This is a genomic window from Citrobacter sp. RHB20-C16 (assembly GCF_013890155.1).
GTDB classification, from domain to species: domain Bacteria; phylum Pseudomonadota; class Gammaproteobacteria; order Enterobacterales; family Enterobacteriaceae; genus Citrobacter_A; species Citrobacter_A amalonaticus.
Genome location: NZ_CP057630.1, coordinates 2,048,848 through 2,075,027 on the forward strand (window position 1 = coordinate 2,048,848; position 26,180 = coordinate 2,075,027).

Below are 26,180 nucleotides of genomic sequence, written 5' to 3' on the forward strand. Positions count from 1 at the left end.
ACGGTCGCCCGGGAAATACAACAGGCTTTGCCACGTTCCGGCAGAGCAATAAAACAGAAGAGTCTGGAGATTTTATGGCAATTAGCACACCGATGCTGGTGACGTTCTGTGTCTATATTTTTGGCATGATACTGATTGGTTTTATCGCCTGGCGTTCAACCAAGAACTTTGATGATTATATTTTGGGGGGCCGCAGTCTCGGGCCATTTGTCACCGCATTATCTGCGGGCGCGTCAGATATGAGCGGCTGGCTGCTGATGGGCTTACCGGGCGCGATTTTCATTTCCGGGATTTCAGAAAGCTGGATTGCCATCGGCCTGACGTTAGGGGCGTGGATCAACTGGAAGCTGGTGGCCGGGCGCCTTCGCGTGCACACCGAACATAATAATAACGCCCTGACGCTGCCGGACTACTTCACCGGGCGCTTTGAAGACAAGAGCCGGGTTCTGCGCATTATCTCCGCGCTGGTGATTCTGCTGTTCTTCACTATTTATTGTGCATCCGGCATCGTGGCAGGGGCGCGTCTGTTTGAAAGCACCTTTGGCATGAGCTACGAAACCGCACTGTGGGCAGGCGCGGCGGCCACCATCCTCTATACCTTTATTGGCGGATTCCTCGCGGTAAGCTGGACGGATACCGTACAAGCCAGTCTGATGATTTTTGCGCTGATCCTGACGCCGGTGATTGTCATCATCAGCGTTGGGGGCTTTGGCGATTCGCTGGAAGTCATTAAACAGAAGAGCATTGAGAACGTTGATATGCTCAAAGGGCTGAATTTCGTCGCCATCATTTCCCTGATGGGCTGGGGCCTGGGCTACTTTGGTCAGCCACACATTCTGGCACGTTTTATGGCGGCGGATTCCCACCACAGCATCGTTCATGCCCGCCGTATCAGCATGGCCTGGATGATCCTCTGTCTGGCAGGTGCGGTCGCGGTCGGTTTCTTCGGCATCGCTTACTTCAACAACAATCCGGCGCTGGCGGGGTCGGTGAATCAGAACGCGGAGCGCGTGTTCATCGAACTGGCGCAAATCCTGTTTAACCCGTGGATTGCCGGTATCCTGCTGTCTGCGATTCTCGCGGCGGTAATGTCAACGCTGAGCTGTCAGTTGCTGGTATGTTCCAGCGCCATTACCGAAGATCTGTACAAAGCGTTCCTGCGCAAAGGTGCCAGCCAACAGGAGCTGGTTTGGGTAGGGCGCATTATGGTGCTGGTGGTCGCGCTGGTGGCGATTGCCCTGGCGGCGAACCCGGATAACCGGGTCCTGGGTCTGGTGAGCTATGCCTGGGCTGGTTTCGGCGCCGCGTTTGGTCCGGTGGTACTGTTCTCGGTGATGTGGTCGCGTATGACTCGCAACGGCGCACTGGCCGGGATGATTATCGGTGCCGTGACGGTGATCGTCTGGAAACATTTCGGTTGGCTGGATCTGTACGAAATCATTCCGGGCTTTATCTTCGGCAGCGTCGGTATCGTCGTCTTCAGTCTGTTGGGTAAAGCGCCATCATCGGCGATGATCAAACGCTTTGCTGAGGCTGACGCGCACTATCATTCCGCACCGCCATCGCGTTTGCAGGAAGGCTAACGTCTCAGTTCACTGACTAATCAGGCCCGCTTCGTGCGGGCTTTTTTGTCTTTTTCAGCTATCGCTTCCTGCCACAATCATTAACCCGCTAAGTGTTTACATTCTGACATCATTATCATTACATTCTGCTTGAGTTTTCTCTTGCCGTAATGATAATCACTATCACTGTAATTTACCTTTCTTTGCATCAGTTGACTAAGAATAACGTTTAAGGGTGTCTGGCATGTTTGTTCCGTTTCTAATTATGTTGCGTGAAGGGCTGGAAGCCGCGCTGATAGTCAGCCTGATAGCCAGTTATCTGAAGCGTACCCAACGAGGCCGTTGGATTGGCGTGATGTGGATTGGTGTATTTCTGGCGGCGGCGCTGTGTCTGGGCCTTGGGATCTTCATCAACGAGACCACCGGTGAGTTTCCGCAGAAGGAGCAGGAACTGTTTGAGGGTATCGTCGCGGTGATTGCTGTGGTGATCCTCACCTGGATGGTGTTCTGGATGCGTAAGGTTTCGCGCAACGTCAAAGTCCAACTGGAGCAGGCGGTCGACAGCGCATTACAGCGCGGTAATCACCACGGCTGGGCACTGATCATGATGGTCTTTTTCGCCGTGGCGCGTGAAGGGCTGGAATCCGTTTTTTTCCTGCTGGCGGCCTTTCAACAGGATGTCGGGATCTGGCCGCCGGTGGGGGCCATGATGGGGCTGGCGACTGCGATTGTTCTCGGTTTCTTACTCTACTGGGGCGGTATCCGTCTGAACCTGGGCGCTTTCTTTAAGTGGACCAGCCTGTTCATTTTGCTGGTGGCAGCCGGTCTTGCTGCAGGCGCGATTCGCGCCTTCCACGAAGCGGGATTGTGGAATCACTTCCAGGACGTGGCATTTGATATGAGCGCTATTCTTTCGACGCACTCGCTGTTTGGCACTTTGATGGAAGGCATTTTTGGCTACCAGGAAGCTCCGAGCGTCAGTGAAGTTGCGGTCTGGTTTATCTATCTGATACCGGCGCTGGTGGTGTTTGCATTGCCGCCGCGCACAGGCACAACCGCGTCCCGCGCAGCGCCTTGACGCTTCGCGACGCAAACTCTTATGTAGTTACAACATACTTATTTAAAGGGATGGTCATGACGAATCACTTTCGCCGTAGTGCGCTGCAGCTTGGCATGGCTGCACTGTTTGCTTCTGCTTTTACTGCCCATGCTGCGGATATTCCGCAGGTTAACGTCACGGTAACGGATAAACAATGTGAGCCGATGAGCATTACGGTTAATGCCGGCAAAACCCAGTTCATCATTCAAAACCACAGTCAGAAAGCGCTGGAATGGGAGATCCTGAAGGGGGTGATGGTGGTTGAAGAACGCGAAAACATCGCGCCGGGATTCAGCCAGAAGATGACTGCCAATCTGCAACCGGGCGAATATGACATGACCTGTGGCCTGCTGACTAACCCGAAAGGGAAGTTGATTGTTAAGGGCAGCGCGACGGCCGATGCCGCGCAGAGTGACGCTTTACTGAGTCTGGGTGGCGCTATCACCAACTATAAAGCCTATGTGACCGAAGAGACCGCGCAACTGGTGGCGGGAACTAAAGCCTTCACCGATGCCATTAAGGCGGGCGATCTGGAGAAAGCGAAGTCACTGTATGCGCCAACTCGTCAGCATTACGAACGTATCGAGCCGATTGCTGAGCTGTTCTCCGATCTTGACGGCAGCATCGATGCCCGTGAAGACGATTACGAACAGAAAGCCGCCGACCCGAAATTTACCGGCTTCCACCGTCTGGAAAAAGCGCTGTTTGGCGATAACTCGGTCAAAGGGATGGAGAACTACGCCGATCAGTTAAATACCGACGTTCTGGATCTGCAAAAACGCATCAGTGAACTGGCATTCCCACCGTCAAAAGTGGTTGGCGGTGCAGCAGGACTGATTGAAGAAGTGGCGGCCAGTAAAATCAGCGGCGAGGAAGATCGCTACAGCCATACCGATCTGTGGGATTTCCAGGCGAACGTTGACGGAGCGCAGAAGATCGTAAACCTGCTGCGTCCGCAACTGCAAAAAGAGAACAGCGAGCTGTTAGCAAAAGTGGATGCGAACTTCAAAAAAGTGGATACCATCCTCGCGAAATATCGCACCAAAGACGGTTTTGAGACTTACGATAAACTGACCGATGCAGATCGCAACGCGCTGAAAGGCCCGATTACGACGCTGGCGGAAGATCTCGCGCAATTACGCGGTGTACTGGGTCTGGATTAAGCACCATGCAGCATGATAATAAAAACGGCGTGAGCGAACCGTCACGCAGACGTTTGTTGAAAGGAATGGGCGCGCTCGGCGGCGCGCTGGCGTTGGCCGGCGGTTGTCCGGTCGCCCATGCGCAAAAGCCGCAAAGCGCGCCGGGAACCTTGTCGCCGGATGCTCGTAGCGAGACTCAGCCTTTTTACGGTCCCCATCAGGCGGGTATTTTGACGCCGCAGCAGGCTTCAATGATGCTGGTGGCATTTGACGTTCTGGCATCGGATAAAGGTGAGCTCGAACGGTTGTTTCGCCTGCTGACGAAACGTATTGCTTTCCTGACCACTGGCGGCCCGGCACCGGAAACGCCGAACCCGCGTATGCCACCAATGGACTCCGGGATCCTCGGCGCCTTCATCGCGCCGGATAACCTGACCATGACGCTGTCGGTGGGGCATTCGCTGTTCGATACGCGCTTTGGCCTACAGGCGCAGATGCCAAAGACGTTGCAGAAAATGACCCGTTTCCCGAATGACTCTCTGGATGCGGCGTTATGCCATGGCGATGTGTTGCTACAGATTTGCGCTAACACCCAGGACACGGTGATCCATGCCCTGCGCGATATCATCAAACATACGCCGGATTTGCTGAGCGTTCGCTGGAAGCGAGAAGGGTTTATATCCGACCATGCGGCGCGCAGTAAGGGTAAAGAGACTCCGGTCAATTTACTGGGCTTTAAAGACGGTACGGCGAATCCGGACAGCAGCGATGTAAAGCTGATGCAGGACGTGGTGTGGGTGACGGCGGAGCAGGGGGAACCGGCGTGGGCCATTGGCGGATCTTATCAGGCTGTTCGTCTGATTCAGTTTCGCGTCGAATTCTGGGATCGCACGCCGCTCAAAGAGCAGCAAACCATTTTTGGCCGCGATAAGCACACCGGCGCTCCGTTGGGGATGCAGCACGAACATGATGTGCCGGATTACGCCAGCGACCCGGACGGCAACGTCATTGCGCTGGACAGCCACATTCGTCTGGCGAATCCACGCACGGCGCAGACGCAGTCGAGCCTGATGATGCGTCGTGGATACAGCTACTCCCTTGGCGTGACGCCATCCGGACAGCTTGATATGGGATTGCTGTTTGTCTGCTATCAACACGACCTGGAAAAAGGGTTCCTGACCGTGCAGAAGCGGCTAAACGGCGAAGCGCTGGAAGAGTACGTTAAGCCGATTGGCGGCGGCTATTTCTTCGCGCTACCGGGAATCAAGCAGGCCGATCGCTATCTGGGCCAGTCTCTGCTTGAAGCCTGACAGTGATACCCCGTCTGTGGGCGGGGTATGTTGCGTCTCACGCGGCTGAAAATATTCTTTTTTTATATGATCCGTTTTTTGAAATAATTTTGTAATATCTCCGTAAGAGACTGTTGCCAACAGAAATGAGAATTTAGTTAACATCAGGTAAAAATATTGTTGCGTTATTGCTAAGTTCTGATGTAATTATACGTAATAGCGGTAGTTCCCGGCAGTGATGGTTATTCACTATGGAGATCGCGAATGGTAAAGTCCTCTCGTGGACACGTTTCTGACAGTTTTTGCAGCCTATTACGCGGAAGTCTCTCCTCCGGTAGCCATCTCGTCACCGCTAAATTTCTCTCATTTTCCCCTCTTCTTCGTGTTACTGACGCCATATTCGGTGCGCGTAGCCGTGTGTGGCGTCTATTCGAAAGGCAAGCAATGGCTTACAAGGAAGCCAACCCGCAGATGTTCGTGCGCATAATCGCGCTGCCAACGGCGCGTGTGATGAATACCAACAACTCAAGGTGCTATCCATGGGAAGACAAAAAGCAGTGATCAAAGCTCGTCGTGAAGCAAAACGTGTGCTGAGACGGGACTCACGCAGTCATAAACAGCGTGAAGAAGAATCGGTCACCTCGCTTGTGCAGATGAGTGGCGTAGAAGCGATTGGCATGGCGCGCGACAGTCGCGACGCCACGCCAATCATGGCGCGCAATGAGGCTCAATCGCACTACCTGAATGCTATCGAGAGTAAACAACTGATTTTCGCTACGGGCGAAGCCGGGTGTGGTAAAACCTGGATCAGTGCGGCAAAAGCAGCAGAGGCCCTGATACATAAAGATGTAGACAGGATCATTGTCACCCGTCCAGTTCTGCAGGCTGATGAAGATCTCGGCTTCTTACCTGGAGATGTATCGGAGAAGTTTGCTCCCTATTTCCGGCCGGTTTATGACGTGCTGGTTAAACGACTCGGGGCATCTTTTATGCAGTATTGCCTGCGACCTGAAATCGGTAAGGTGGAAATCGCGCCGTTCGCCTACATGCGCGGACGTACATTTGAAAATGCAGTGGTCATTCTTGACGAGGCTCAGAACGTCACTGCTGCGCAAATGAAGATGTTCTTAACGCGCCTCGGGGAGAATGTGACGGTTATCGTCAACGGGGACATTACCCAGTGCGATTTACCCCCTCATGTTCAGTCAGGGCTCAGTGACGCGCTGGCCCGCTTTAAAGAAGATGAAATGATAGGGATTGTTCGCTTCAATAAAGATGATTGCGTTCGCTCGGCGCTCTGCCAACGAACGCTGAATGCGTACAGTTAAGTTAGCAATCTTTGCGCTCAGAGCCCGGGAAAACCGGGCTTTTTTTTTAGGCGAATGTCACATAGGGTGGTGAGGGGGATTGACTGGCTTCGTTCGTTGTCGACCCCCGGTCGGGGATTCTCATCCCCCCATTGGGGAATATAAAAGAAAAGAGCCGATACATAAGTACCGGCTCTCATCTGAAATATGGCGGTGAGGGGGGGATTGACTCGCTTCGCTCGCCCTGCGGGCGTCATGGCCTGCGGCCATTCCGTCCAACGGGCTGCGCCCGTTGTCGACCCCCGGTCGGGGATTCTCATCCCCCCCATTGGGGAATATAAAAGAAAAGAGCCGATACATAAGTACCGGCTCTCATCTGAAATATGGCGGTGAGGGGGGGATTGACTCGCTTCGCTCGCCCTGCGGGCGTCATGGCCTGCGGCCATTCCGTCCAACGGGCTGCGCCCGTTGTCGACCCCCGGTCGGGGATTCTCATCCCCCCATTGGGGAATATAAAAGAAAAGAGCCGATACATAAGTACCGGCTCTCATCTGAAATATGGCGGTGAGGGGGGGATTGACTCGCTTCGCTCGCCCTGCGGGCGTCATGGCCTGCGGCCATTCCGTCCAACGGGCTGCGCCCGTTGTCGACCCCCGGTCGGGGATTCTCATCCCCCCATTGGGGAATATAAAAGAAAAGAGCCGATACATAAGTACCGGCTCTCATCTGAAATATGGCGGTGAGGGGGGGATTGACTCGCTTCGCTCGCCCTGCGGGCGTCATGGCCTGCGGCCATTCCGTCCAACGGGCTGCGCCCGTTGTCGACCCCTGGTCGGGGATTCTCATCCCCCCCATTGGGGAATATAAAAGAAAAGAGCCGATACATAAGTACCGGCTCTTATCTGAAATATGGCGGTGAGGGGGGGATTCGAACCCCCGATACGTTGCCGTATACACACTTTCCAGGCGTGCTCCTTCAGCCACTCGGACACCTCACCATATTGTTGTTCCTCAACGACTGGAACGGGCGCTAATTTAGGGAAATACGCCGCCTGCGTCAATCAACTTTTCCAAAAAATCGTGCGTTTATACAAACTTCAAGCAACCTGTAGGTTAATTAGGCGAAAACTGCTTTTTTTGCCAGCGCCAGCGAATTTGCTATGCTGATGATCCCTTTGAAAACGATGATAATAAGTGCGAAAAATTCCGCACAACAACCCGCAGGAGTCAATATGGATATCATTTTCTATCACCCTACGTTTGATACCCCCTGGTGGATCGCTGCCCTGGAAAAAGCTATTCCGGGTGCCAGAGTCCGGGAGTGGAAGCAGGGCGATACCGATCCGGCAGATTATGCGCTGGTCTGGCATCCACCGGTAGAAATGTTGGAAGGGCGTAAACTTAAGGCGGTGTTCGCACTTGGGGCGGGTGTAGATTCGATCCTGAGCAAACTGAAAGCCCATCCCACGATGCTGGATCCTGCCATTCCTCTCTTTCGTCTCGAAGATACCGGTATGGGCTTGCAGATGCAGGAATACGCGGTCAGTCAGGTGCTGCACTGGTTCCGCCGTTTTGATGATTACCAGGCGCTGAAAAACGAGAGCCAATGGCGACCGCTGCCGGAATATACGCGCGAGGCGTTTACCGTGGGAATTATGGGGGCTGGCGTACTGGGCGCGAAAGTGGCTGAAAGTTTGCAGGCCTGGGGTTTCCCGCTGCGCTGCTGGAGTCGCAGTCGTAAAACCTGGCCAGGCGTTGAGAGTTTCGCTGGCACTGAAGAGTTAGGCGCATTCCTTAGCCAGACTCGCGTGTTGATAAATCTGCTGCCCAATACGGCGGAAACGGTCGGCATTATCAATGGCAAACTGCTTGACCAACTGCAGGATGGGGCGTATCTGCTGAATCTCGCGCGTGGCGTGCACGTTAATGAAGATGATCTGCTCGCCGCACTGAACAGTAATAAACTCAAAGGGGCGATGCTGGATGTCTTCAGCCGTGAACCGCTGCCTGTGGATAGTCCGCTGTGGAAACATCCGCGTGTGGCGATGACGCCGCACATTGCGGCAGTCACGCGTCCTGCTGAAGCCGTCGCCTATATTTCCCGCACGATTTCGCATCTGGAAAACGGCGAAGCGGTGACCGGGCAGGTCGACCGTCAGCGCGGTTACTAAGGGAAACCCGGCATCTGCCGGGTTTCGACTAATAAACGCAGGCGATTCCTGCTATCCTTGTCGAAAAATGACCACAGGAGAGAGACATGTATCCCGTTGACCTGCATATGCATACCGTCGCCAGCACCCATGCTTATAGTACTCTGAGCGATTACATCGCCCAGGCGAAGCGTCAGGGACTGAAACTGTTCGCAATTACCGATCACGGTCCGGACATGGCGGATGCTCCACACCACTGGCATTTCATCAATATGCGTATCTGGCCGCGCGTGGTGGATGGGGTCGGGATCCTGCGAGGCATTGAGGCAAATATCAAAAATATCGAAGGTGAAATCGACTGTACCGGGCCGATGCTCACCTCACTGGATCTGATCATCGCGGGCTTCCATGAGCCGGTGTTCGCCCCCCACGATGAAGCCACTAATACGCAGGCGATGATCGCCACCATGGCGAGCGGCGTTGTGCATATCATTAGCCACCCTGGAAACCCGAAGTATCCCGTTGATATCACGGCAATTGCTGAGGCTGCGGCAAAATACAATGTTGCACTGGAGATTAACAACTCTTCCTTCCTTCATTCACGCAAAGGCAGTGAAGCAAACTGTCGCGCGGTAGCGGCAGCGGTACGCGATGCTGGCGGCTGGGTGGCGTTGGGCTCAGATTCTCATACCGCCTTTACAATGGGCGATTTCGGTGAGTGTCTGAAAATTATCGAAGAAGTGAATTTCCCGGAAGATCGTATTTTGAACGTGACCCCGAAACGATTACTCAATTTCCTGGAATCACGCGGAATGGCGCCGATTCCTGAATTTGCTGAACTTTAACTACCACGAGCTGGAATATTTTGATGAACGAGTTTTCAATCCTGTGCCGCGTACTGGGATCGCTGTATTACCGTCAACCGCAGGATCCTTTGCTGGTTCCGCTTTTTACCCTGATTCGCGAGGGTAAACTCCAGGCGAGCTGGCCGCTTGAGCAAGATGAACTGTTAGCGCGTCTGCAGAAAAGCTGTGATATGACCCCGTTGGCGGCGGATTACAACGCGCTGTTTGTCGGTGCGGAGTGCGCGGTGCCACCGTATCGCAGCGCGTGGGTAGAAGGGGCGACAGAATCAGAAGTGCGCTCCTTCCTTTCTGCACGGGGTATGCCGCTTGGCGAAACGCCAGCCGATCATATTGGTACGTTGCTGCTGGCCGCCTCCTGGCTGGAAGATCAGTCTGCGGAGGATGAAAGCGAGGCGCAGGAAACTCTGTTCGCGGACTACATCATTCCGTGGTGTGATACCTTCCTCGGTAAAGTGGAAGCGCACGCCGCAACCCCTTTCTGGCGAACGATGGCGCCGTTAACACGCGATGCCATTGGCGCGATGTGGGATGAACTGGAAGAAGAGACTGATGAATAATTGTGATATGCATCACTTTTGTATGCAACTTGATTCAATCATTGCATAATTTGTGTGCGTGATCTCATTCATATTGTCGTTTTCTGCTATCATGCGCGGCATGAACATACTTCTTTCCATTGCAATCACAACGGGCATTCTCTCCGGTATCTGGGGATGGGTGGCCGTGTCTCTTGGCTTACTCAGTTGGGCTGGCTTTTTAGGCTGTACCGCCTATTTCGCCTGTCCGCAGGGTGGGTTAAAGGGGTTGGCCATTTCGGCCTCCACGCTGTTGAGCGGCGTGGTGTGGGCGTTGGTCATTATTTACGGTAGCGCGTTGACGCCGCATCTCGAACTGGTGGGTTATGTGATTACCGGCGTGGTGGCCTTCCTGATGTGTATCCAGGCAAAGCAAGTTTTACTGTCATTTGTGCCAGGCACATTTATCGGTGCATGCGCCACGTTTGCCGGGCAGGGAGACTGGAAACTGGTCTTGCCTTCACTGGCGGTCGGTTTGCTCTTTGGCTATGCCATGAAAAATAGTGGACTGTGGCTGGCGGCCCGGCGAGAAAGACACAGTACGCGAACCGTTGCGGAAAATAAAAAAGCGTGAGGAAATCCTCACGCTTTTTTTTATCCTGATCATCAGGATTCCGGCGGTACCGACATATGACGATATTTCACCAGAATGTCGTTCTGGCGATCGGCTTTATTCTGCAAATCCCACAACCCACGATCGATACCATCGTTGATGAGGAAGATGACGCCCGTCTCAATGGCGGACATCAGGCACAACATCACCGGTTCGTTGGAGGTGTAGCCAATTTCACCTTCCAACAGTCTCTGATAATCGATAAAGCGGAACACCCCAGCCTGCACTTCATAAGACAGAATGGTTTTACTGGTGTTGACCGAGGAGAGGATCTCACCGGTGCTGACGTTGACTACGCGCAGGTTCACCGCAATCTGGTCAAGCTGGTATTGCGTGTCTGCGCCGATACCGAAGTAACGCGCACCGACGCCGCCGGATTTCACGTTACTTTCGTAGCCGATAATCGACCCTTCAACCATGATGTTTGCCGCCGTCAGCGACTGTAGCGGGATTCGGTTGTTGATGGCGACAGTCCCATTTTCCTGAGCGGCACGAATGATCTTACGTTCATTCAGCAAGTTTTGCAGTCCCTGGCGCTCCAGTGGAACAAACCAGCGGGAATCTTTCAGCGCGGTGACCAGCATCGCAGTGGCGCTTTGTGGGACGGCTGTTGAGAAGTTACTGGCCGGGTAGGGTTTAAACTGCCCGGTTTCATCCTGAATGTTATACACAGAGACAAAAATTTTACCCGTTGGAATCGGTAAATGCGTTAAATCCTTATAACTTTGCGCACGGGGCATTAAGGTCGGTTTAGCGGCTTCTTTTGGCGGGGCGGTTAAGCATCCGCTCAGTAAAATGACGGCGACGAATACAAGTAAGCGCTGCATGATGATTGTCCTTACGTGGCGGTACTTAGAAATCGGTAGATTGCGACTGTAAACCCGACACTTCGATCGTCGATGTTTTGCCCGTTTTCCTGTCCGTGACGTTTAGCTGCAACTGACCATCCCGGTTAGCAATGTCCACAATGAAATCATTGGTCACCATCCTGCCGGGTTTCCCCGTGTTAATATTGGTCAACAGCCCACCTAATATTTGTGACTGAATGGCCTGAGTGAAGTTATCCAACGCGGAGGGAGTTTCAATTCCGTAATCGTCGTTATAACTGGGATCTTTATAAGAGTTTTGCGCCTGGGCGCTATTCAGTAAAAAAGAACCGTTATTGGGGTTTCCACCAAAGTTAGGGTTACGGAACTGGAAGGTCATATTTCCGGCCCAACTTAATGGCGAAATAAGCATGAGTACTACTACTGCATGTTTGACACGCATTACAGCCTCCGGACAAAAATCACTTTTTAGAATTCGTCATGCGTTAAATCGCCGGTGCTCAATAGTGTTTTATCTATTTGCCGTCGGTTTAAGGCATCCTCAGTTTGTGCCAGCGCGAAGACAACAGTTTTTTCGAAGTCTCTTTTCGTTGGAAATAAAAAAGTCTGGAATATAACGTCCTGATTAACCGTTATTGTGATCCAACTTCCCCAACGTGCACTGGGTCGCTCATTGATGGTCAAATTGCCTGGATAATCACTTTCCCATTTGTCGCTAAACGCACGATAAAAATCGTGGCCAATAGACGAAACCGTGTGGTCAGTTAAGAGCCCAGGAACTTCAACTTCTACAGCCTGCGTCGTGCTGGCAGCGAACAGCAACTGCGCCGCTGCAAGCCAGGTTAAATAGCGTTTCATGGCGTTATCGCCTGAGGTTATCATTTGCCCACGAAACCGCCTGGGTACGGTTTTTGACAGCTATCTTTTTGAAAAGATTATAAAGATGCGTTTTGACCGTGTTTTCACTGATAAACAGCGAACGTGCGATTTCGATATTGGAGGCGCCGATACGCAGCTTATTCAGGATCTCTTTTTCGCGATGAGTCAGGAGGGCTGACTCACTGCTGTTGTAGCGATAATTACCTGAGTGAGTGATCAGATAACTGGCCAGTTTCTGTGAGAAGTAACATTCTCCCCGCAGGATCCCTTGCAAACCGTTTACGACACGCTCTTCGTCATCCGCTACGTAAAAAACGCCATTGATATGCGGCCAGTTTTCAATATCCCGGTAGGGATAATCATCAGGCGTGTTCAACAATAACGTCTTTAAATTATTGTTTTTCCGACTTAAGTTATCCTGCCAGTAATGGATGAGCTTTTTATCCGCTTCCATCATATCGACTAAAACAATGCAGCTGGAGGAGATATCATCCAGAGAACGCTGAATATTATGCAGTTTTCCGGTGAGGGCCAGAGATTGTTTTAAATGCTGCAATAATGCTGTAGCTTGCAGGGATGGTTTGGTGATCAACAATAATGTATGACCATGAATACTATGGAATTCATTAAACATGATGAAACCCCACTTTTTTAGTCGCACATCTGACAGTTGCCTGCAGAAATGAGGCACCAGAAGTACTGACAGATGTTGCACTGCTGTGTGTAGTAAAATAAGAATCAGCCCGAACGGGGCAAATATTAATACAAATGAACTACAACTGATTTCAATCTAGCCATTACAAATCTTAAAGCAAGTGTTAAACATGTAACAGAATGTAAAAATATATATTAATTTGTTATCTTAAGGCTTTTTTTAAGTTTAGATTTGATAGTAAAGTTGTACATCCAGCCGTTATTGCACAGATTTAAAAAATCATACAAATTATATTAATTAATTGAATTTAAATTAATAAACACAATTCGCTCTGGTACTTCATCGGTGTGGGAATTGCTCAGTGATGACATTCGCCGGCGTCGCGCATTTTGATGACGAAAAAAACGAGGCTTGTCACGACTTGCTCATCTCTCTCTTCTTTGAACGTACAACATAGTCTGGAAAGTCCACTTTACAGCCTGCTGACTGACGGCGAGAAAAAGCACGACAGATAATTGTGAAGAAAATAAAATAAGCGCAAATAACAGGCTATTCCTGCCCTGTTTAGTACTTTGGTGTGAGCGAAAATATAAAAATACCACTGGCGGGTGAGTTATTTAAAATGTTTCCGCAGACATACTCTTCATCGTAACGCGACGTTAACAAATTACGTTTAGCGTTAACAGGTAAATTGATGAGAATGTTATTTTCTCGATGTGCGACCAGGTCCAGGGTGACAACATGAAAAACAAATTGTTATTTATGATGTTAACAGTACTGGGTGCGCCTGGAATTGCTTCCGCAACAAGTTATGATTTAGCGCATTCCGAATATAACTTTGCGGTAAATGAATTAAGTAAGTCTTCATTTAATCAGGCAGCCATTATTGGTCAAGTGGGCACGAATAATAGTGCAAAGATACGCCAGGAGGGCTCTAAACTTTTGTCGGTAGTTTCACAAGAAGGTGGAAGTAACCGGGCCAAAGTTGACCAATCAGGAGCTTATAATTTTGCGTATGTTGCTCAGTCGGGTCATTCCAATGATGCCAGTATATCGCAAAGTAATTACGGTAATACTGCGATGATTATCCAGAAAGGTTCTGGAAATAAAGCAAATATTACTCAGTATGGTACGCAAAAAACAGCAGTTGTAGTGCAGAGACAGTCGCAAATGGCAATTCGCGTTATTCAACGCTAATCCATTGACGACGCTTAAATCAATCCGATGGGGGTTTACCATGAAACTTTTACAAGTGGCAGCATTTGCAGCAATCGTGGTTTCTGGCAGTGCTCTGGCTGGTTCTGTTCCGCAATGGGGCGGCGGCGGTGGTGGCGGCGGCGGGAGCAGTTCCGGCCCGGAATCGACCCTGAGCATTTATCAGTCAGGGGTCAACAACGCCGCGCTTGCGCTGCAAAGCGACGCTCGTAAATCTGATACGACCATTCATCAGAATGGCTTTGGTAACGGCGCCGACGTGGGCCAGGGCTCAGATAACAGCACCATCGATCTGACTCAAAACGGCTTCAAAAACAACGCCACCATCGATCAGTGGAACGGCAAAAATTCGGACATTACTGTGAGCCAGTATGGTGGACATAACGCCGCGCTGGTGAACCAGACTGCGTCCGATTCCAGCGTTCTTGTGCATCAGGTTGGTTTTGGCAACAACGCCACCGCTAATCAGTACTAATTCAGTTTATGTGCTGACGATAAACAGGGCGAAAGCCCTGTTTTTTTTCGGGAGGACATCATGAACACCTTATTACTCCTTGCGGCGCTCTCTAATCAGATAACGTTTGCAACCACCCAGCAAGGAGACATTTACACGATTACGCCGCAGGTCACCCTGACACAACCCTGTGTGTGCCAGGTGCAGATTTTAGCCCTTCGTGACGGTGTGGCGGGGCAAAGTCAGTCACGACAGAAAAAGACCCTGTCTCTGCCCGCTAATCAGGCCATTGATTTGACCAGACTCAGTTTAAATATCTCTGCACAAGACACCGTCAAAATCGTGGTTACGGTTTCTGACGGCCAGTCTCTGCATTTATCGCAACAGTGGCCGCCCTCTGTGAAATCGTCATAACTGACTGACAATTAATGCGTCGATGCTGGCAGAAGCGAGGTGGCTGAACTATGAATAGAGTGACGCGGAATGCGTGACTCCCGGGCCTGTCGCCGTCAGGGAATACATCACCCCTCAAGGATGAATACTCATTGAGGAAAGCATCATGCTGTTATCTGTCACGCGTAAAACAAGCCTTCCGCTGCTCGCGCTTCTTACCCTGTTTTCTTTTACCGCAATGGCGGATGCGGGAGGACAGGGCGGGGTGATTCATTTCACCGGTCAAATCGTAGAACCGCCCTGCAATGTGAGTCTGGAGCAACAGCGCCTTGCAATGTCGTGCTATAACACGGGGCGCACGCAAACCCGCTATTACTCACCCCAGGAACTGCTAAAAGCACCACAACACTTCAAGCAGATCGCCGCAGTTAACTTGCACTATCTGGATGAGAAGAAAAAACTGGCGGTGATGGACATCAGCTACCGCTAAACAGGTCATTCGGACAAACAGACGAAAAAAGCGATTTCAGGGTATCCCCTGCTGTACACTTACAGAATAGAGTGACGCAAGGAGGTTCTATGGAATCGCGTATTCATGTTATCCAGGGGGATATCACCACGGTCGCGGTTGATGTCATCGTCAATGCCGCTAACGCCTCGCTGATGGGGGGCGGAGGTGTTGATGGGGCAATCCATCGCGCTGCGGGCCCCGCCTTACTGGAAGCCTGCATGAAAGTCAGACAGCAGCAGGGCGAGTGCCCGACGGGCCATGCGGTGATCACGCTTGCCGGAAACCTCCCCGCTAAAGCGGTCATTCATACCGTCGGCCCGGTCTGGCGTGGCGGCGAGCATAACGAAGCGCAACTGCTACAGGATGCGTACGTTAATAGCCTGAATCTGGCGCTGGCCAATGGCTACACGTCCATTGCCTTTCCGGCAATCAGTACCGGAGTTTACGGCTATCCACGAGCCGCCGCCGCTGAAATTGCGCTGAAAACCGTTTCGGAATTTATTACCCGCCGCGCTTTGCCTGAGCAGATATACTTTGTCTGTTATGATGACGAAACAACCCGACTCTACCAGCGTCTACTTACCCAACAAGGCGATGAATGAGCTGACTCGCCTCGCCCGCGCCACGCGTCCTCTGTGCGACAATCACCCCGGAGAGTGCGGCATTCTTGCGCTCGATAACAGTCTGGACGCCTTTGCCGCCCGTTACCGGCTGGCGGAAATGGCGGAGCGCACGCTGGATGTTCAGTACTATATCTGGGAAGACGACATGTCCGGGCGACTGCTGTTCGCTGTTCTTCTGGCGGCGGCGAAACGTGGTGTCCATGTGCGCCTGTTGCTTGATGACAACAACACGCCAGGGCTGGATGACACTCTGCAACTGCTCGATGCCCATCCCAACATTGAAGTTCGCCTGTTTAATCCTTTCTCTTTTCGCATGCTACGGATGCTGGGTTATCTGACCGATTTCGCCAGGCTAAACCGACGGATGCATAACAAAAGCTATACCGCAGACGGTGTTGTCACCCTGGTGGGCGGGCGAAACATTGGCGATGCCTATTTTGGCGCGGGCGAGGAGCCGCTGTTCTCCGATCTGGACGTGATGGCCATCGGACCCGTCGTCAGGGAGGTTGCTGAGGATTTTGAACGCTACTGGCATTGCGCGTCGGTTTCGACGTTGAAATCGGTACTGGCACTTTCCGAGCAAGAGATCACCGAACGCATTGAGCTACCCGACGCCTGGTACAACGATCCCATCACCCGTCGATATCAGCATAAACTGAAAACCAGCCCGTTTATGACCCATCTCGATCGCGGAACGCTACCGCTTATCTGGGCGAAGACCCGGCTGTTAAGTGACGATCCCTTAAAAGGCCAGGGGAAAGCGCAGCGCCACTCTTTACTGCCACAACGACTGTTTGACGTGATGGGTTCGCCGACGGAGCGGATTGACATTATTTCTGCCTATTTTGTCCCGACCCGTGCAGGCGTCGCGCAGTTGCTGAAACTGGTGCGTAAAGGCGTCAAAATTGCGATTCTCACCAATTCATTAGTCGCCAATGATGTCGCGGTGGTACATGCCGGTTATGCGCGCTGGCGGAAGAAACTACTGCGTTATGGTGTCGAGCTCTATGAACTGAAGCCGACGCGTGAACGTCAGGTGGTACTGCACGACAGGGGGCTTACGGGGAACTCCGGTTCCAGCCTGCATGCCAAAACGTTCAGTATTGACGGGCGTAAGGTGTTTATTGGTTCACTGAATTTTGATCCCCGTTCCACGTTGCTGAATACGGAAATGGGATTTGTGATTGAAAGCGAGACGCTGGCGACGCTTATCCATAACCGGTTCATTGAGAGTCAACGCGATGCGGCCTGGCAATTACGCCTCGATCGCTGGGGGCGAATTAACTGGGTGGATCGGCAGCAGGACGAAGAACTGGTGTTAAAAAAAGAACCCGCCACAGGATTCTGGAAGCGGGTTCTGGTGCGACTGGCGACGCTATTGCCTGTCGAGTGGCTGCTTTAACGTGGTCGCAGGTATTAGCCGGTCACTTTTTTGCTTTGTTCCTGTCTGACCGGCGGTTTGCCGGAGAACAGGAATTTAAGCAGCGGAATGCGCAAATGAATCTCATACAATACCAGTGCGATGCCAACCACAAAGATCAGCCCGCAGATAAAGCCCAACAGATTCGAGGTAATATGTGGCGTAATATAGGCGCCGAAAAACAGTGTTAACGGATGGTGTACCAGATAAATAAACAGTGACGCATTCACAAAATAGGTGACGCGGGCTGACTGGAAATTGAGTAAACAGTGGCCGAGAGAAAACACCACATTGACCATCCATAATCCTAGCACCATGGTGATGACATATTCCGTTTCGTACATCCATGCATCGCCACTGCCGTAGCGCTGATTCAGCAAATAGGCGATGAAAGCGAAAGCCGCCGCCAGCGTACATCCCCGGGAAGGGGTGGTGAAAAGCGCTTTAAGCTCAGGTGAGATAAAGGCCAGCGCACCCAGCATAAAGAAAGGCACATAAAAAAGCGTTTGCATCACCACGAAATTAAACAAGCCGTCGCTAAGAATGGGTGGGTAAACAATGAACAGCGTCCGCCGTATCACCGCATAACCTATACCCAGTAAGAAAAAGATGAGCGTCAGTTTGCCCATCGACACGGCGGCCAGCCGTTTTTTTTCCGCTTTCTCCAGGTTTTTTCGCATCCGGGTAAATATCCACAGACTGACGGTTGTTAATACCACCAGAACCAGTAAAAACCACAGATGAGAAATTAATTCCCAGGCCAGCGTGTTGTATTTTTCATACAGTGAGAGCGTTTGCCAACTGTCGGCTTTTCCTTTGACGTATTGCAGCATAATAAATTGCGGCAATGTCAGCAGGGGAATAGCCGTAAGCATCGGAATGCCTACGCGCTCAACGCGTACTTTCCACCAGCGTTTCAATGGATAACGCAGGAATAACATGTACGAAAAATAACCGGAAATAACGAAAAAGACCTGCATCCGGAATGAATGGATAAAATCGTTAAACAGAGTCAGCCACCATGAGGGCTCGGCGCTGTTCACATGCCAGGTATGGCCGGAATAGATCAATGAGATATGGAAGGGAATACCCAACAACATCAGCCAGGCGCGGATGGAGTCAAGAAAATATTCACGCTGTGCGGGTACGGGATTCATAAAGGTTTTCGTATTCTCAGATTCTCAGACTAATCGTCTTATCGGTAAGGCGTTTACTCGTTACAGTCGGTGGCAACCCTACACCAAGTACAACGACCTGTCTCCAGGATAAGCACGCAAAGTGAAAAAGGGCCCGGCGAGGCGTCTAAACCATGAGCCAGCGTGCTGAACAATGCAGGGATTCAGTTGTCCTAATGCCTGATTATCCATTAAAATAGATCGGATCGATATAAGCACACAAAGGGGGAAGTGCTTACTAATTATGAAACATAAACCACAAATGATGAAAATGCGTTGGTTGGGTGCGGCAGTTATGTTAACGCTGTACACGTCGTCGGCCTGGGCCTTCTCCATCGATGATGTTGCAAAGCAAGCTCAATCCTTAGCCGGTAAAGGCTATGAGGCGCCAAAAAGTAACTTGCCCTCCGTTTTCCGCGACATGAAATATGCGGACTATCAGCAGATCCAGTTTAATCGCGACAAAGCATACTGGAGTAATCTTAAGACCCCATTCAAGCTCGAGTTCTACCACCAGGGTATGTACTTCGACACGCCGGTCAAAATCAATGAAGTCACGGCAACTACGGTTAAAAGAATCAAATACAGCCCGGACTACTTCAATTTCGGCGACGTTCAGCATGATAAAGACACGGTAAAAGATCTCGGCTTTGCGGGTTTCAAAGTGTTGTACCCGATCAACAGCAAAGACAAAAACGATGAAATCGTCAGCATGCTTGGCGCAAGCTACTTCCGCGTCCTGGGGGCCGGTCAGGTGTATGGCCTTTCTGCGCGCGGTCTGGCTATTGATACCGCGCTGCCTTCAGGTGAAGAATTTCCCCGCTTCCGTGAGTTCTGGATCGAACGTCCAAAACCAACTGACAAGCGCCTGACGATTTATGCCTTACTGGACTCTCCGCGTGCGACCGGGGCCTATCGTTTTGTGATAATTCCTGGGCGTGACACCGTTGTCGATGTGCAGTCGAAAGTCTACCTGCGTGATAAGGTGGGTAAACTGGGCGTGGCGCCGTTAACCAGTATGTTCCTGTATGGGCCAAACCAGCCTTCACCGGCGACGAACTATCGTCCGGAACTGCATGACTCCAACGGTTTGTCGATTCATGCCGGCAACGGTGAATGGATCTGGCGTCCGCTGAATAACCCGAAACACCTCGCGGTGAGCAGTTTTGCGATGGAAAACCCGCAAGGGTTTGGTCTGCTCCAGCGCGGCCGTCAGTTCTCTCGCTTTGAAGATCTCGACGACCGTTACGATCTGCGCCCAAGCGCCTGGATTACACCGAAAGGCGAGTGGGGCAAGGGTAAGATTGAACTGGTTGAAATCCCGACCAATGACGAAACCAACGATAACATCGTCGCTTACTGGACGCCGGATCAACTGCCTGAGCCTGGCAAAGAGATGAACTTTAAATACACCCTGACGTTCAGCCGCGATGAAGACAAACTTCATGCGCCGGATAACGCCTGGGTGCAGCAGACGCGTCGTTCAACCGGCGATGTCAAACAGTCTAATCTCATTCGCCAGCCTGACGGCACGATCGCCTTCGTGGTGGACTTCACCGGCACGGACATGAAAAAACTGCCGCAGGATACCCCGGTCACCGCGCAAACCAGCATTGGCGACAACGGCGAGATCGTGGAAACAACAGTCCGTTACAACCCGATCACCAAAGGTTGGCGTATGACGATGCGCGTGAAAGTGAAAGATGTGAAGAAAACCACTGAAATGCGCGCGGCATTAGTCAATGCCGATCAGACGTTGAGTGAAACCTGGAGCTACCAGTTACCTGCCAATGAATAAGACAACTGAGTACATTGACGCCATGCCGCTCTCGGAGATCGAGAAAGCGGCATTGCCGACAACTGACATCCGCGCAGTGCATGAAGCGCTGGATGCCGAGCATCGCCGTTACTCGCGAGAAGACGATTCACCGCAGGGTTCTGTCAAAGCGCGTCTGCAACAAGCCTGGCCAGACTCGCTGGGCGAAGGGCAGTTGATCAAAGATGACGAAGGGCGCGATCAGCTTCAGGCAATGCCTAAAGCCAAACGTTCTTCGATGTTTCCCGATCCCTGGCGCACCAACCCGGTTGGGCGTTTCTGGGATCGTCTGCGTGGACGTGACGTTACGCCGCGCTATCTCGCGCGTCTGACGAAAGAAGAACAGGAAAGCGAGCAGAAGTGGCGTACCGTTGGCACCCTTCGTCGCTATACGCTGCTGCTGCTGACGCTGGCGCAGACGGTCGTCGCGACCTGGTACATGAAGACGATTCTGCCGTATCAGGGCTGGGCGCTGATCAATCCGGCGGATATGGTTGGGCAGGACCTGTGGGTCTCCTTCATGCAGTTGCTGCCGTACATGCTGCAAACCGGTATTTTGATCCTCTTTGCGGTGCTGTTCTGCTGGGTTTCCGCCGGGTTCTGGACCGCGTTGATGGGCTTCCTGCAACTGCTGATTGGTCGCGATAAGTACAGTATTTCGGCGTCAACGGTCGGTGACGAACCGCTGAATCCGCAGCACCGTACCGCGCTGATTATGCCTATCTGTAATGAAGACGTTGATCGTGTTTTTGCTGGCCTGCGCGCGACATGGGAATCAGTAAAAGCGACCGGCAACGGCGAACATTTCGATGTCTATATTCTTAGCGACAGCTACAACCCCGATATCTGCGTTGCTGAACAAAAGGCGTGGATGGAGCTGATTGCAGAAGTGCAGGGCGAAGGACAGATTTTCTATCGCCGTCGTCGCCGTCGTGTGAAGCGTAAAAGCGGTAACATTGATGACTTCTGCCGTCGCTGGGGCAGCCAGTACAGTTACATGGTGGTGCTGGATGCTGACTCGGTGATGACCGGTGAGTGTCTGAGTGGTCTGGTGCGTCTGATGGAAGCGAACCCGAACGCCGGGATCATTCAGTCATCGCCGAAGGCGTCCGGCATGGACACCTTGTATGCGCGCTGTCAGCAGTTTGCGACGCGCGTATACGGGCCGCTGTTCACCGCCGGTTTACACTTCTGGCAGTTGGGGGAGTCCCATTACTGGGGGCACAACGCCATCATCCGCGTGAAGCCGTTCATTGAGCACTGTGCGCTGGCACCGCTGCCGGGTGAAGGCTCTTTCGCCGGTTCTATCCTGTCGCACGACTTTGTGGAAGCGGCGTTGATGCGTCGAGCCGGGTGGGGCGTGTGGATTGCTTACGATCTGCCCGGTTCCTATGAAGAACTGCCGCCGAACCTGCTGGATGAGCTGAAGCGTGACCGTCGCTGGTGTCATGGCAACCTGATGAACTTCCGTCTGTTCCTTGTAAAAGGGATGCACCCGGTTCACCGCGCCGTGTTCCTGACCGGGGTGATGTCTTATCTCTCCGCGCCGTTGTGGTTTATGTTCCTCGCGCTGTCGACCGCATTGCAGGTAGTCCATGCGCTTACCGAGCCGCAATACTTCCTGCAACCGCGCCAGCTGTTTCCGGTCTGGCCGCAGTGGCGTCCTGAACTGGCGATAGCCCTGTTTGCCTCGACAATGGTGCTGCTGTTCCTGCCGAAGTTGCTGAGTATTCTGCTCATCTGGTGTAAAGGCACCAAAGAGTACGGTGGTTTTATTCGCGTAACGCTGTCGCTGCTGCTGGAAGTGTTGTTCTCCGTCTTGCTGGCGCCGGTGCGTATGTTGTTCCACACCGTCTTCGTGGTGAGCGCCTTCCTGGGCTGGGAAGTGGTGTGGAACTCGCCGCAGCGTGACGATGACTCTACGCCGTGGGGCGAAGCGTTTATGCGTCATGGTTCGCAACTGCTGCTGGGTCTGGTATGGGCGGTCGGTATGGCGTGGCTGGATCTGCGTTTCCTGTTCTGGCTGGCACCGATTGTCTTCTCGCTGATCCTGTCACCGTTTGTTTCGGTGATCTCCAGCCGTTCAACGGTCGGTTTGCGTACCAAACGCTGGAAGCTGTTCCTGATCCCGGAAGAATATTCGCCGCCGCAGGTGCTGGTGGATACCGACAAGTATCTGGTGATGAACCGCAACCGCTCGCTTGACGATGGCTTCATGCACGCGGTGTTTAACCCATCGTTTAACGCGCTGGCCACTGCGATGGCGACGGCACGTCACCGTGCAAGCCAGGTACTGGAGATTGCCCGCGATCGTCACGTTGAGCAGGCGCTGAACGAGACCCCGGAAAAACTGAATCGCGACCGTCGTCTGGTACTGCTAAGCGATCCGGTGACGATGGCGCGTTTGCACTATCGTGTCTGGAATTCGCCAGAGAAGTATTCATCGTGGGTGAGTTATTATCAGGGTATCACCCTGAACCCACAGACGCTGAAGACGCCGTAAGCGCCACCCGGCGAAATCATCTGAAAAATACCGGCTTGCGCCGGTATTTTTTTATACTGAAGAAAACGATTAATGAGGTATCACGTGCGAATCGTAGCGGTGGGCATCATGGTGATGCTGTTAAGCGGGTGCGGCAGCATTATCAGCCGGACAATCCCCGGACAGGGGCATGGCAACCAGTACTATCCGGGAGTGCAGTGGGATGTCCGGGATTCAGCATGGCGTTATGTCACTATCCTCGATCTGCCGTTCTCGCTGGTGTTTGACACGCTGCTGTTGCCGCTGGACATGCATCACGGCCCTTACGAGTAATTACCGTTCATCCCATTCATCGGCTGCGGTTTGACCCTCTTCGGTATCCAGCGGGGGCTCAAGCTGAAATTCGCCTTCATCCCATTCATGCAGTGTATTCTCTTCCAGCCACTCCTGGCGGATCTCTATCTCATCATAGTCGCCGTCAAAGACACTTTGCGCGGCCTCGCCACTGAGCATCGGCAGGCACTCGCCTTCTTCGCCTTCATCGGCAAAAAACTCGACCTGCCACATGATGTCGCCATCCTGTAGCACGTACTTCTGCACGTTGAACTGCTGTACATTGGCTTCGTCCTGTTCAAGCTCAGGATGGTCCGCCATAAATTCTTCACGGGCTGAGTCAATGGCTTCTTCCAGCGTTGCATACATGGTCATCTGAGTCTCCCTTTGATTTGATGAGGTAATCAGGGAAAGAATAGCTGATTCTCCGGTTATGCAAGTATGAATGCTGAAAAATCATCCCGCTGTTCGCGTGAGAGCACGACGGCGCAGGCTGTTCCAGGAATAAATGGCGTTAAACAATACCACCCCGGCAGTGACCAGGAAGACGGCACGGAAGCCGTAGTTAGCGGAAATCGCTGCTCCCATGAGCGGGCCGGTGACGTTGCCGATATCGCGGAACGACTGGTTATAACTAAAGATGCGCCCGGCGATTTGGTTTGTGGAGTTATAGACCAGCAGCGTTTGTACCGCCGGCAGCAGCGCGCCGTCGGCAGCGCCCAGTAAAAAGCGCAGTACCGCCAGTTGCCACGGGGTCTGCACAAAAGACATCGGGATCAGCAGCAGAACGGAGAAGATTAGCGCCGCAATGAGGATTTTCTCCGGTCCGATACGGTCGCCCAGCTTGCCTAATCTCGGCGCGCTGAGCAATGCTGCGACGCCAGGTACGGAGGCAATCATCCCGCTAATAAACGCAATATTGCTGACGTTACCCGCCAGCTCCCGCACATAGAGGGTCAAAATCGGTGCAATGGAACCGGTCGCGACCTGAATGATCAGCGTGGTGACGAACAGGCTCAGCACCAGTTTCGGGTTTTTAAGTGTAGCAACCACTTCCCGGACGCGCAGCATCTCTTTCTTGCTGATGGGTTTGAAGTTTTCGCGAATAAAAAACAGCGTCAGTAAGAAACAGATCAGCAGTACCGTCGCGGTGATGAAGAAAACCGGGCGCAGGCCGTACTGGTCGGCGAGCAGGCCGCCCGCTAACGGGCCGAGTAATGCACCGCTGACGCCGCCGGTAGAGAGCGTACCCAGCGCCCAACCGCTTTTATTGCGTGGGACCTGGGTGGCGATGAGAGCGTTGGCGTTGGGAATGAATCCGCCCAGCAACCCGAGCAGCGCGCGCAGCACCAGAAACTGCCAGATATTCTGCGCAAGGCCCATTAGCAGCATCACTATTGCCATCCCCAGCGCAGAGCGCAGCAGCATAATCTTTCTGCCTTTACGGTCGGCAAGCCCGCCCCAGAAGGGAGAGGCGATCGCAGAGAAAAGAAACGTAATACTAAAGACCAGTCCGGACCACATGTTGAGCGCACTGTGGCCCGTTACGCCGAGTTGTTCGACATAAAGTGGTAAAAATGGCATCACCAGACTAAATGCGGCGCCGGTTAAGAAACAGCCGAGCCAGGTGACAGTGAGATTACGTTTCCAGTTTATGGGAGTATCAGAGGGTGACATAGCGATCCGCGTGTGATGCGCTGTTGGCGCGATCGGGCAAAAAACGAATATAAATTAAGCATATTCATTATGCGCCTGGATGCAGAGGGTCGCAATGTGGGGAGCTTTTATCGCTAAAAACGGTGAGAAAGCAGCCCAAAAGGGGCTGCTATGCAGGATTTAATAACGGGAAGGTACGCCAGCAGGACGTGTTTTGAAGCGGCGATGTAGCCACATGTACTGTTCTGGCGCCATCATGATGCACTTCTCAACAATCTTGTTCATCCAGGCGGCGGTGGTCTCTGCGTCATCCAGCGGCGGTGAACATTCTGGCGGTAACATAATCAGCTGGTAGCCTTTGCCATCGGGCTTGCGACGCGGTACAAACGGCACCAGGCAGGCATTAGACATTCGCGCCAACATCCAGGTGCCGGAGGTGGTGGCTGCTTGTTCAACGGCAAAAAGCGGGACGAACACGCTGGCGCGCGGGCCATAATCGTGGTCCGGCGCATACCAGACCACTTCGCCTTTCTTCAGCGCCTTAATCATCCCTTTCAGATCCTTGCGATCGAGCATGGATTTGTTTGAGCGCATACGACCCCAGGTCTGGAGCCAGTCGATCAAGGGATTATCATTCGGGCGATAAACGCCGATGCCGGGTTCCTGCAAACCGAACTGACGCGCACCGAGTTCCAGGGTTAAAAAGTGCAGCCCCACCAGCAAAATACCGCGCTGCTGAGCCTGAACGTCACGAATATGCTCCATGCCGATCACTTCGGTCCAGCGGGCAATGCGACGATCGGACCAGAACCAGGCCATCCCGGTTTCCAGCAGGCCCATACCGACGGATTCAAAATTTTTAACCACCATCGCATGGCGGTCACGCTCACTCATTTCAGGGAAACAGAGCTCGAGGTTACGATATGCAATTTTCGTCCGCCGCTTCATCAGACGATACGCCAGGTGACCGATCATATGACCAAGGCGATAGAGTATCGGATAGGGCAACTGCACGACCAACCAAAGTGCGCCAATACCGAGCCAGGTTAACCAATACCGTGGATGCAGTAGTGCTGCGGAGAACTTAGGTAAATTCGTCATGTCTTTCCTGTTGTATACCTTAAAACGGGCAATTATC

General features: G+C 52.5%; 26 protein-coding genes, 1 tRNA gene and 2 other RNA genes. 18 read left to right on the forward strand and 11 right to left on the reverse strand.

The window, feature by feature from the left end; genetic code table 11:
* Window positions 1-74: 74 nt before the first annotated feature.
* The 5 genes from putP (at window position 75) to phoH (ending at window position 6,420) form a co-directional block, all read left to right on the forward strand.
* On the forward strand, window positions 75-1,583 hold the full coding sequence (gene putP, locus HVX64_RS09785) for a sodium/proline symporter PutP (RefSeq protein ID WP_044258054.1): 1,509 nt from the start codon (window positions 75-77) through the stop codon (window positions 1,581-1,583).
* A gap of 223 nt (window positions 1,584-1,806) precedes the next feature.
* Window positions 1,807-2,640 carry an iron uptake transporter permease EfeU gene (gene efeU / locus HVX64_RS09790; RefSeq protein ID WP_043001040.1) on the forward strand — a complete coding sequence of 278 codons (834 nt, stop codon included), beginning with the start codon at window positions 1,807-1,809 and terminating at the stop codon, window positions 2,638-2,640.
* Window positions 2,641-2,696: 56 nt separating this feature from the next.
* The gene (gene efeO / locus HVX64_RS09795; protein WP_043001039.1) at window positions 2,697-3,824 is read left to right on the forward strand and encodes an iron uptake system protein EfeO; all 1,128 of its coding nucleotides are present in this window, start codon (window positions 2,697-2,699) and stop codon (window positions 3,822-3,824) included.
* Window positions 3,825-3,829: 5 nt separating this feature from the next.
* Window positions 3,830-5,113, forward strand: coding sequence for an iron uptake transporter deferrochelatase/peroxidase subunit (gene efeB, locus HVX64_RS09800; RefSeq protein ID WP_043001038.1), 1,284 nt, complete (start codon window positions 3,830-3,832; stop codon window positions 5,111-5,113).
* Between the two features lie 518 nt (window positions 5,114-5,631).
* Window positions 5,632-6,420, forward strand: a complete 789-nt coding sequence (gene phoH, locus HVX64_RS09805; RefSeq protein WP_043001036.1) for a phosphate starvation-inducible protein PhoH — start codon at window positions 5,632-5,634, stop codon at window positions 6,418-6,420.
* A 187-nt stretch (window positions 6,421-6,607) separates the two neighbouring features.
* Here phoH and HVX64_RS09810 read toward each other — a convergent pair.
* The 3 genes from HVX64_RS09810 to HVX64_RS09820 all read right to left on the reverse strand — a co-directional run bounded on the left by HVX64_RS09810 (window position 6,608) and on the right by HVX64_RS09820 (window position 7,397).
* A non-coding RNA gene (locus HVX64_RS09810) (RtT sRNA) lies at window positions 6,608-6,740 on the reverse strand.
* Between the two features lie 393 nt (window positions 6,741-7,133).
* Window positions 7,134-7,266, reverse strand: a non-coding RNA gene (locus HVX64_RS09815) — RtT sRNA.
* Window positions 7,267-7,309: 43 nt separating this feature from the next.
* Window positions 7,310-7,397: transfer RNA gene (locus tag HVX64_RS09820), tRNA-Ser, on the reverse strand.
* Between the two features lie 234 nt (window positions 7,398-7,631).
* Between HVX64_RS09820 and ghrA the strand changes: the two genes are divergently transcribed.
* From ghrA to HVX64_RS09840, 4 genes are all read left to right on the forward strand, one after another.
* Window positions 7,632-8,570 carry a glyoxylate/hydroxypyruvate reductase GhrA gene (gene ghrA, locus HVX64_RS09825; RefSeq protein WP_044258052.1) on the forward strand — a complete coding sequence of 313 codons (939 nt, stop codon included), beginning with the start codon at window positions 7,632-7,634 and terminating at the stop codon, window positions 8,568-8,570.
* Between the two features lie 86 nt (window positions 8,571-8,656).
* Entirely contained in the window at window positions 8,657-9,394 is a 738-nt protein-coding gene (locus HVX64_RS09830; RefSeq protein WP_043001034.1) for a phosphatase, read from the forward strand.
* A gap of 23 nt (window positions 9,395-9,417) precedes the next feature.
* Window positions 9,418-9,972, forward strand: coding sequence for a molecular chaperone (locus HVX64_RS09835; protein ID WP_043001033.1), 555 nt, complete (start codon window positions 9,418-9,420; stop codon window positions 9,970-9,972).
* A gap of 100 nt (window positions 9,973-10,072) precedes the next feature.
* Window positions 10,073-10,564: a DUF1097 domain-containing protein gene (locus HVX64_RS09840; RefSeq protein ID WP_043001032.1), complete on the forward strand. Its 492-nt coding sequence runs from the start codon at window positions 10,073-10,075 to the stop codon at window positions 10,562-10,564.
* Between the two features lie 32 nt (window positions 10,565-10,596).
* On the opposite strand, the gene csgG is transcribed toward HVX64_RS09840, so the two are convergent.
* Genes csgG through csgD form a run of 4 tightly spaced genes read right to left on the reverse strand, consistent with a single transcriptional unit; the run spans window position 10,597 to window position 12,943 of the window.
* Window positions 10,597-11,430: a curli production assembly/transport protein CsgG gene (gene csgG, locus HVX64_RS09845; RefSeq protein WP_044258051.1), complete on the reverse strand. Its 834-nt coding sequence runs from the start codon at window positions 11,428-11,430 to the stop codon at window positions 10,597-10,599.
* A 25-nt stretch (window positions 11,431-11,455) separates the two neighbouring features.
* Entirely contained in the window at window positions 11,456-11,872 is a 417-nt protein-coding gene (gene csgF, locus HVX64_RS09850) for a curli production assembly/transport protein CsgF (RefSeq protein ID WP_044258050.1), read from the reverse strand.
* A 26-nt stretch (window positions 11,873-11,898) separates the two neighbouring features.
* Window positions 11,899-12,288 (reverse strand): curli production assembly/transport protein CsgE, encoded by a 390-nt coding sequence (csgE, locus tag HVX64_RS09855; RefSeq protein WP_043001029.1) that lies wholly within the window; start codon window positions 12,286-12,288, stop codon window positions 11,899-11,901.
* A gap of 4 nt (window positions 12,289-12,292) precedes the next feature.
* Window positions 12,293-12,943: a biofilm master transcriptional regulator CsgD gene (gene csgD, locus HVX64_RS09860; RefSeq protein ID WP_044258049.1), complete on the reverse strand. Its 651-nt coding sequence runs from the start codon at window positions 12,941-12,943 to the stop codon at window positions 12,293-12,295.
* 762 nt (window positions 12,944-13,705) lie between these two features.
* Here csgD and csgB point away from each other — a divergent pair.
* The 6 genes from csgB (at window position 13,706) to HVX64_RS09890 (ending at window position 17,562) form a co-directional block, all read left to right on the forward strand.
* Window positions 13,706-14,161 carry a curli minor subunit CsgB gene (gene csgB / locus HVX64_RS09865; RefSeq protein WP_043001954.1) on the forward strand — a complete coding sequence of 152 codons (456 nt, stop codon included), beginning with the start codon at window positions 13,706-13,708 and terminating at the stop codon, window positions 14,159-14,161.
* A 40-nt stretch (window positions 14,162-14,201) separates the two neighbouring features.
* The gene (csgA, locus tag HVX64_RS09870) at window positions 14,202-14,654 is read left to right on the forward strand and encodes a curli major subunit CsgA (protein ID WP_044258048.1); all 453 of its coding nucleotides are present in this window, start codon (window positions 14,202-14,204) and stop codon (window positions 14,652-14,654) included.
* A gap of 60 nt (window positions 14,655-14,714) precedes the next feature.
* Window positions 14,715-15,047, forward strand: coding sequence for a curli assembly chaperone CsgC (csgC, locus tag HVX64_RS09875; RefSeq protein ID WP_043001026.1), 333 nt, complete (start codon window positions 14,715-14,717; stop codon window positions 15,045-15,047).
* A gap of 145 nt (window positions 15,048-15,192) precedes the next feature.
* Window positions 15,193-15,516 (forward strand): type 1 fimbrial protein, encoded by a 324-nt coding sequence (locus HVX64_RS09880; RefSeq protein WP_044258046.1) that lies wholly within the window; start codon window positions 15,193-15,195, stop codon window positions 15,514-15,516.
* Between the two features lie 89 nt (window positions 15,517-15,605).
* A complete protein-coding gene (ymdB, locus tag HVX64_RS09885; protein WP_044258045.1) occupies window positions 15,606-16,139 on the forward strand; it encodes an O-acetyl-ADP-ribose deacetylase in 534 nt (177 codons plus the stop codon).
* A complete protein-coding gene (locus HVX64_RS09890; protein ID WP_044258044.1) occupies window positions 16,081-17,562 on the forward strand; it encodes a phospholipase D family protein in 1,482 nt (493 codons plus the stop codon). Before ymdB ends, HVX64_RS09890 begins: the two co-directional genes overlap by 59 nt.
* A 14-nt stretch (window positions 17,563-17,576) precedes the next feature.
* Here the strand turns inward: HVX64_RS09890 and mdoC are convergent, their stop codons facing one another.
* Entirely contained in the window at window positions 17,577-18,737 is a 1,161-nt protein-coding gene (gene mdoC, locus HVX64_RS09895; RefSeq protein ID WP_044258043.1) for a glucans biosynthesis protein MdoC, read from the reverse strand.
* A gap of 280 nt (window positions 18,738-19,017) precedes the next feature.
* On the opposite strand from mdoC, the gene mdoG reads away from it, so the two are divergent.
* The 3 genes from mdoG to HVX64_RS09910 all read left to right on the forward strand — a co-directional run bounded on the left by mdoG (window position 19,018) and on the right by HVX64_RS09910 (window position 23,386).
* On the forward strand, window positions 19,018-20,553 hold the full coding sequence (gene mdoG, locus HVX64_RS09900) for a glucans biosynthesis protein MdoG (RefSeq protein ID WP_080343312.1): 1,536 nt from the start codon (window positions 19,018-19,020) through the stop codon (window positions 20,551-20,553).
* Entirely contained in the window at window positions 20,546-23,074 is a 2,529-nt protein-coding gene (mdoH, locus tag HVX64_RS09905; RefSeq protein WP_043001021.1) for a glucans biosynthesis glucosyltransferase MdoH, read from the forward strand. Before mdoG ends, mdoH begins: the two co-directional genes overlap by 8 nt.
* 84 nt (window positions 23,075-23,158) lie before the next feature.
* Entirely contained in the window at window positions 23,159-23,386 is a 228-nt protein-coding gene (locus HVX64_RS09910) for a YceK/YidQ family lipoprotein (RefSeq protein WP_043001952.1), read from the forward strand.
* Here the strand turns inward: HVX64_RS09910 and HVX64_RS09915 are convergent, their stop codons facing one another.
* The 3 genes from HVX64_RS09915 to HVX64_RS09925 all read right to left on the reverse strand — a co-directional run bounded on the left by HVX64_RS09915 (window position 23,387) and on the right by HVX64_RS09925 (window position 26,143).
* Window positions 23,387-23,761, reverse strand: coding sequence for a MysB family protein (locus tag HVX64_RS09915; RefSeq protein WP_043001020.1), 375 nt, complete (start codon window positions 23,759-23,761; stop codon window positions 23,387-23,389).
* An 81-nt stretch (window positions 23,762-23,842) separates the two neighbouring features.
* Window positions 23,843-25,063: a multidrug efflux MFS transporter MdtG gene (gene mdtG / locus HVX64_RS09920; RefSeq protein ID WP_044258042.1), complete on the reverse strand. Its 1,221-nt coding sequence runs from the start codon at window positions 25,061-25,063 to the stop codon at window positions 23,843-23,845.
* Window positions 25,064-25,222: 159 nt separating this feature from the next.
* Window positions 25,223-26,143 (reverse strand): Kdo(2)-lipid IV(A) acyltransferase, encoded by a 921-nt coding sequence (locus HVX64_RS09925; protein WP_044258041.1) that lies wholly within the window; start codon window positions 26,141-26,143, stop codon window positions 25,223-25,225.
* Window positions 26,144-26,180: the final 37 nt, after the last annotated feature.